Raw genomic sequence first — 5,488 nt, forward strand, 5'->3', positions numbered from 1 at the left:
CGACCCCAGGCGGCCCCGCACCATAGGGCACATCGGCCCCACCAGGAACAGCACTGTAAGGACCACCAGCCCCGGCTCCACCGCCGCCATGGGGCCCACTGGCACCATGAGGGCCGCCGGCGCCGTGAGACGCACCGGCGCCACCAGGAACAGCACCGTAGGGCCCACCAGCCGCGGCTCCACCGGCGCCGTGTGGCCCACCGGTCCCGGATGGTCCACCGGTCTCGGACGGTCCGGCGGCGCCGGGTCGCGGCGCTCCCATCGGGAATGGCCCGGCCACCACGGGCGCCTGCCACCCTTGCGACGCCGCGCCACCGTCCGGCGCCTGCCAAATCTGCGGCCCGAAATGCTGCGCCTGGGAAACCTGCGTCCCAGCCTGCTGCGGGCCTGAAGCCGGGTCCCCGGAGGACTGCGGCCCGGAATACTGCGGGCCTGGGTACTGCGGGCCGGAAGTCTGCGGCCCGGAAACCGGGGGTCCGGAGTGCTGCGGGCCTGAGTACTGCGGGCCAGAATGCTGCGGGCCAGAATGCTGCGGGCCGGAAGGCTGAGGGAACGTGGGTGTCGCGGGCGGGGACTGGGAGGCGGTCGCCTGGGCGGCCGCGTGGGCGCCTTCCAGGACCGGCCCGGCCTCCGGGCCCGCGACGATGAGCCCCGTGAGCCCCGCCCCTCCGGCCAGCCGGCCGAGCTCGGTGTTGAGCGCGGGCCCGTCCTCGCCCAGCTCGCGCAGCGCCGCGATCACCGCGAACCGCCGCCGCCCCTGCCCCAGCACCGCGAACGCCTCGAAGGCCGCCCGCATCGAGTCGGGATTGGCGTTGTACGCGTCGTTGACGACCGTCACCCCGTCGGCCCGGTCGGTGACCTCCATCCGCCACCGGCTCCGCGGCGTGGCCTCGGACAGCTCCTCGGCGATGGTGGCGACCGGCAGGCCGAGCTCGTAACCGGCGGCCGCGGCGGCCAGCGCGTTCTCGACCGCGTGCGCCCCGAACAGCTTGAGCGACACGTGTGCGGCCCCGGACGGCGTACGCAGCGTGAAGGACGCCCGCCCGCGAGCGTCCATCGTGACGCCCTCGGCCCGGATCGCTGCGGACTCGCCCCGCCCGAAGTACGTGACCCGCGCGTCAGTGCGGGAGGCCATCTCGCGCACCAGCGGATCGTCGGCGTTGAGCACCGCCACGCCGGCCCGCGACAGCGACTCGACCAGCTCGCCCTTGGCCTCGGCGATGGCCTCCTTGCCGCCGAACACGCCGAGGTGCGCGGTGCCGACGTTGAGCACCACGCCGATCCGCGGCGGCGCGATGCGGGTCAGGTCCTTGATGTGGCCGAGGTTGCGCGCCGCTAGCTCCAGCACCAGGAACCGGGTGTCGACGTCGGCGCGCAGCACGGTCAGCGGGTGGCCGAGCTCGTTGTTGAAACTGCCGACGGGGGCGATGGTGGGCCCGATCCGCCCGGTGAGCCGGGCGAGCAGGTCCTTGGTGCTGGTCTTGCCGGCCGAGCCGGTCACGCCGATGACGGTGACCTGGGGCAGCGCGGCGACCTGGGCGGCGGCCAGCGCGGCCAGCGCGGCGGCGGCGTCGGGCACGATCACCGCGGGGGCGTCGACCGGCCTGGTGGCGAGCACCGCCACGGCTCCTGCCCGGATAGCCTGCGCGGCGTAGTCATGACCGTCGACCCGCGCGCCCCTGAGGGCGACGAACAGCGATCCCGGTTCTACGGCCCGCGAGTCGATCACGACGGGCCCGCGTACCACCGCGCGGGGATCGGCCATGCCCGACAGGGCTCCCGAGGTCAACTCGGCGATCCTGGCCAGAGGCAACGGGATCATTAGTGCTTCCTGCTTTCCTTGCGTGCGTCGATCGCTTCGGCGACCACTTCGCGGTCGTCGAAGGGGATCACCTCGCCTGCTACGTACTGACCCTGCTCGTGACCCTTGCCGGCCACGACGATCACGTCGCCGCGCCCGGCCCGGGCGATCGCCAGGCCGATGGCGGCCGCGCGGTCGGGCTCAATGATCACATGAGCGCGGTCGTGCTGCGGAACGCGGAGCGCTCCTTCCATCATCGTCGCGAGGATGGCGAGCGGATCCTCCGAGCGGGGGTTGTCGTTCGTGAAAATTGCCACGTCGGCAAGTTGTGCGGAGATTTCTCCCATTATGGGCCTTTTGCCGGAATCACGGTCACCGCCGCAGCCGAGCACGATCATGAGCTCGCCCGCCGTGACCGACCGCAGCGAGCGCAGCACCGATTCCACGGCGCCCGGCTTGTGGGAGTAGTCCACGACGGCCTGGAACTCGTCGTCCGCGCTCGTGACGCGCTGCATCCGGCCCGGCACACCGGTGAGCGTGCCGACACCGTGTACGGCGGCCTGCAGCGGCACCCCGGCCTCGACCAGCGTGACGATGGCGCCGAGCGCGTTGGCGACGTTGAACGGGCCGGGCAGCGAGATCTGCGCGTCGGCCTCCACCCCGCCCGGACCCACCACACGGAAGGCGCTGCCGTCCGCGCCGAGCCTGGCGTCCTGCGCCCGCCAGTCGGCCTCCGGGTCGCCCATCGCCGAGAACGTGGTCATCGGCACCTTCGCCAGGTCCAGCAGCTCCCGTCCGTAGCGGTCGTCGATGTTGGTCACGCCGATCCGGCTCAGCTCCGGCTGGAACAGCCGCGCCTTGGTCGCGAAGTAGTCCTCGAAGTCGCTGTGGAAGTCGAGGTGGTCCTGGGAGAGGTTGGTGAACAGGGCCACGTCGTAGTAGATCCCGTCGATCCTGTCCATCGCGAGCGCGTGGCTGGAGACCTCCATGGCGGCCGCGGTGACGCCTTCCTCGCGCATCAGCGCGAACAGGCCGTGCAGCACCGACGCCTCAGGCGTGGTGAGGGTGGGCTGGAAGCACAGGTCGCCCACGTGGATCTCGACGCCGCCCACCAGGCCCGCCGTGTGCCCGGCGGCCCGCAGGCCGGCCTCCAGCATGAACGTGATGGTGGACTTGCCGCTGGTGCCGGTGACACCGAGGACCTGGATGTCGTGGGCCGGCTGCGCGTACACCCAGGAGGAGATCTGCCCGAGCAGCGCGCGCGGGTCGGGCACGATCAGCACCGGCAGCCCGGTCGCGACGGACGCGTCGCGCCCCGCCCGGTCGGTCAGTACGGCCACGGCTCCGCCCGCCATCGCCTCGGCGGCGAAGGTGGCGCCGTGGACCCGGCTGCCGGGCAGTGCCACGTAGAGGTCTCCGCGCCTGACATGGCGGGAGTCGATGGTGACGCCGGTCAGCGCGGCATGAGGCGACCGCGAGGTGCCGGAATCGGCGTCGAGCATGGTGGCCAGCGCTGTCAGCGGGCGAGGCGGGCTGGCAGTGGGACGCATAGAGGACGGGGGACGCACGGCGAGAGCGTACCTTCCCTGGTCACTGTCCGGCGCGCGTACGCACCGGCGGCGCGACGGAGCCTGTGGGAGGAATCTTCTTGCTCTTGATCGCGAACGTCATCACATCCTTGAACACGGGGGCCGCGAGCTCCCCGCCGAAGTGGCCTTTCTTCGGGTTCTGCACCACCGACAGCACCACCAGCCGGGGCTTGTCGGCCGGGCTGAACCCGGCGAACGACGCGGTGTAGCCGTCGTAGCGGCCCAGCTCGGCGTCGTAACGGTCGGCCGTGCCCGTCTTGCCCGCCACCCGGTAGCCGGGAATGGCGGCGAGCTGGCCCGTGCCCTCCTCGCCAACCGCGCTCTCCAGCATCGTCGTGATCTCCTTGGCAGTCGTCGCGCTCACCACCCTGGTCCGCTTACCAGCGGGAGCGGGTACGAACCTGCCCGAGGGATCCGTCGTGCCGGCGACGATCTGCGGCTCGACCTTGACGCCGCCGTTCGCGATGGTCTGGTAGACGCTGGCCATCTGCAGGGCGGTCACCGACACGCCCTGCCCGTAGGCGACGGTGCAGCTCTGGCTGCCCGACCAGTTCTTGTAGTCGGGCAGCAGCCCGGCCTCCGCGCTGGGCACGCCGCCGCCCGGCCTCGTGCCGAACCCGAACGCCTGCAGCATCCGGAAGAGCCGCTCGCTGCCCACCTGGCGCGCCGCCATGACCGTGGCCACGTTGCTGGACTGCGCCACGGCCTGCCGGAACGTCATCCGCTCCGGCTTGTGCGCGTGCGCGTCACGCAGCACCCGATCGGCGCACTTGATGTTGTCAGGCACCTCGAACACCGTGTCGGCGTCGACCGTGCCGGCCTCGAGCGCGGCGGCCGCCGTGATCACCTTGTTCGTGCTGCCCGGCTCGAACACGTCGGCGGCCGCCTTGTTGACGTACGCGGTCGCGGGGGCCTTGCGCCAGTTGTTCAGGTCCAGCTCAGGCCCGTTGGCCATGGCGACGATCTGGGCCGTCTGGACGTCCATGACGATCACGGTGCCGCTGTCTGCACCTGCCTCGCGTACCTGCTCGTTGATCGACTTCTGGGCGGCCCACTGGATGTCGCGGTCGATGGTCAGCCGCACGTCGCGGCCGTCCACGGGGGCCGTCCGCCGGCTGCTGGTCATCGGGATGCGCTGGCCGTCGCGGCCCGTCTCGACGCGCTGCTCGCCGTCGCGGCCGGCCAGGACCGTGTTCCTGGCCTGCTCCATGCCGCCCAGCCCCTTGCCCTCGTCGCCCACGAACCCGATGAGGCTGCCCGCCAGGTCGCCCGCCGGGTAGAGCCTGCGGTAGGTCTGCTTCGCGGTGAGCGCGGGCACGCGGGCCTTGAGCAGCTGGCCGGCGACGAGCGGGTCGACGTCTCTGGCCAGCAGCTGGTAGCGGGTGTTCGTCCTGGCCAGCTTGGCGGCGATCTCCTGCTCGGTCCTGCCGAGCTGCTTGGCCAGCACCGTGGTCCACTTGGCGCGGTCGGCGGCGGGGACCTTGGACGGGTCGATCGCCAGCTCGCGCGCCTCGACGGTCACGGCCAGCGCGTGGCCGTTCGCGTCGGTGATCGAGCCGCGCTTGGCGGGGATCTCCTCGGTGTGCAGGCGCTGGTCGGCCGCCGCGGCCTCGTACACCTTGGAGTCGAGGCCCTGCATCTGGATCAGCCGGCCGGCGAAGATCGACAGGATGAACGTCATGCCGATCAGACCGATGTTGATGCGCCTGCGCGGGCTGCCCAGCCGCAGCACCAGCGGCGGCCTGGGCGGGCGCGGCGGCGTGGGCGGCCGGCGTGGCCCTCTGGGCGGCGGCCCGTCCCCGCTCCTGCCCCGGTACGGCGTCTCTCCGCCCGCGCCTCTGCGCGGCGGCACCCCACGTCCCTGCGCCGCCTCCGCGCCCCGGCGCGGCGGCACGTCGGCGCCCCGCCCTCGGTGCGAAGCCTCATCGGCACCCCGCCCCCTGCGCGAGGGGTCATCCCCGGCGCGGGTCCTACGCGAGGACTCATCGCCACCACGAGCCCTGCCCGAGGGCTCATCACCACCACGGGTCCTGCGCGACGGCTCATCGCCACCACGAGCGCTGCGCGGGGGCTCATCGCCGCCGCGGGCCCTGCGCGA

2 protein-coding genes and 1 pseudogene are annotated in these 5,488 nt (G+C 72.5%); all 3 read right to left on the reverse strand.

Annotated features, from left to right (window positions below):
• Window positions 1-589 precede the first annotated feature (589 nt).
• A pseudogene (locus ITP53_RS53510) lies at window positions 590-1,822 on the reverse strand (UDP-N-acetylmuramoyl-tripeptide--D-alanyl-D-alanine ligase); the annotation flags it as partial.
• Entirely contained in the window at window positions 1,822-3,351 is a 1,530-nt protein-coding gene (locus ITP53_RS53515; protein ID WP_195903163.1) for a UDP-N-acetylmuramoyl-L-alanyl-D-glutamate--2,6-diaminopimelate ligase, read from the reverse strand. The pseudogene ITP53_RS53510 and the gene ITP53_RS53515, both read right to left, overlap by 1 nt.
• Window positions 3,352-3,391: 40 nt before the next feature.
• On the reverse strand, window positions 3,392-5,122 hold the full coding sequence (locus ITP53_RS53520; protein ID WP_456238120.1) for a peptidoglycan D,D-transpeptidase FtsI family protein: 1,731 nt from the start codon (window positions 5,120-5,122) through the stop codon (window positions 3,392-3,394).
• Window positions 5,123-5,488 lie beyond the last annotated feature (366 nt).

The sequence above is a fragment of the Nonomuraea cypriaca genome, assembly GCF_015645445.1.
GTDB classification, from domain to species: Bacteria; Actinomycetota; Actinomycetes; order Streptosporangiales; family Streptosporangiaceae; genus Nonomuraea; species Nonomuraea cypriaca.

Bases quoted from the DNA above. Each gene is read 5' to 3' on its own strand.
- ITP53_RS53515 (WP_195903163.1), bottom strand. From the start codon at position 3,351: ATGCGTCCCACTGCCAGCCCGCCTCGCCCGCTGACAGCGCTGGCCACC.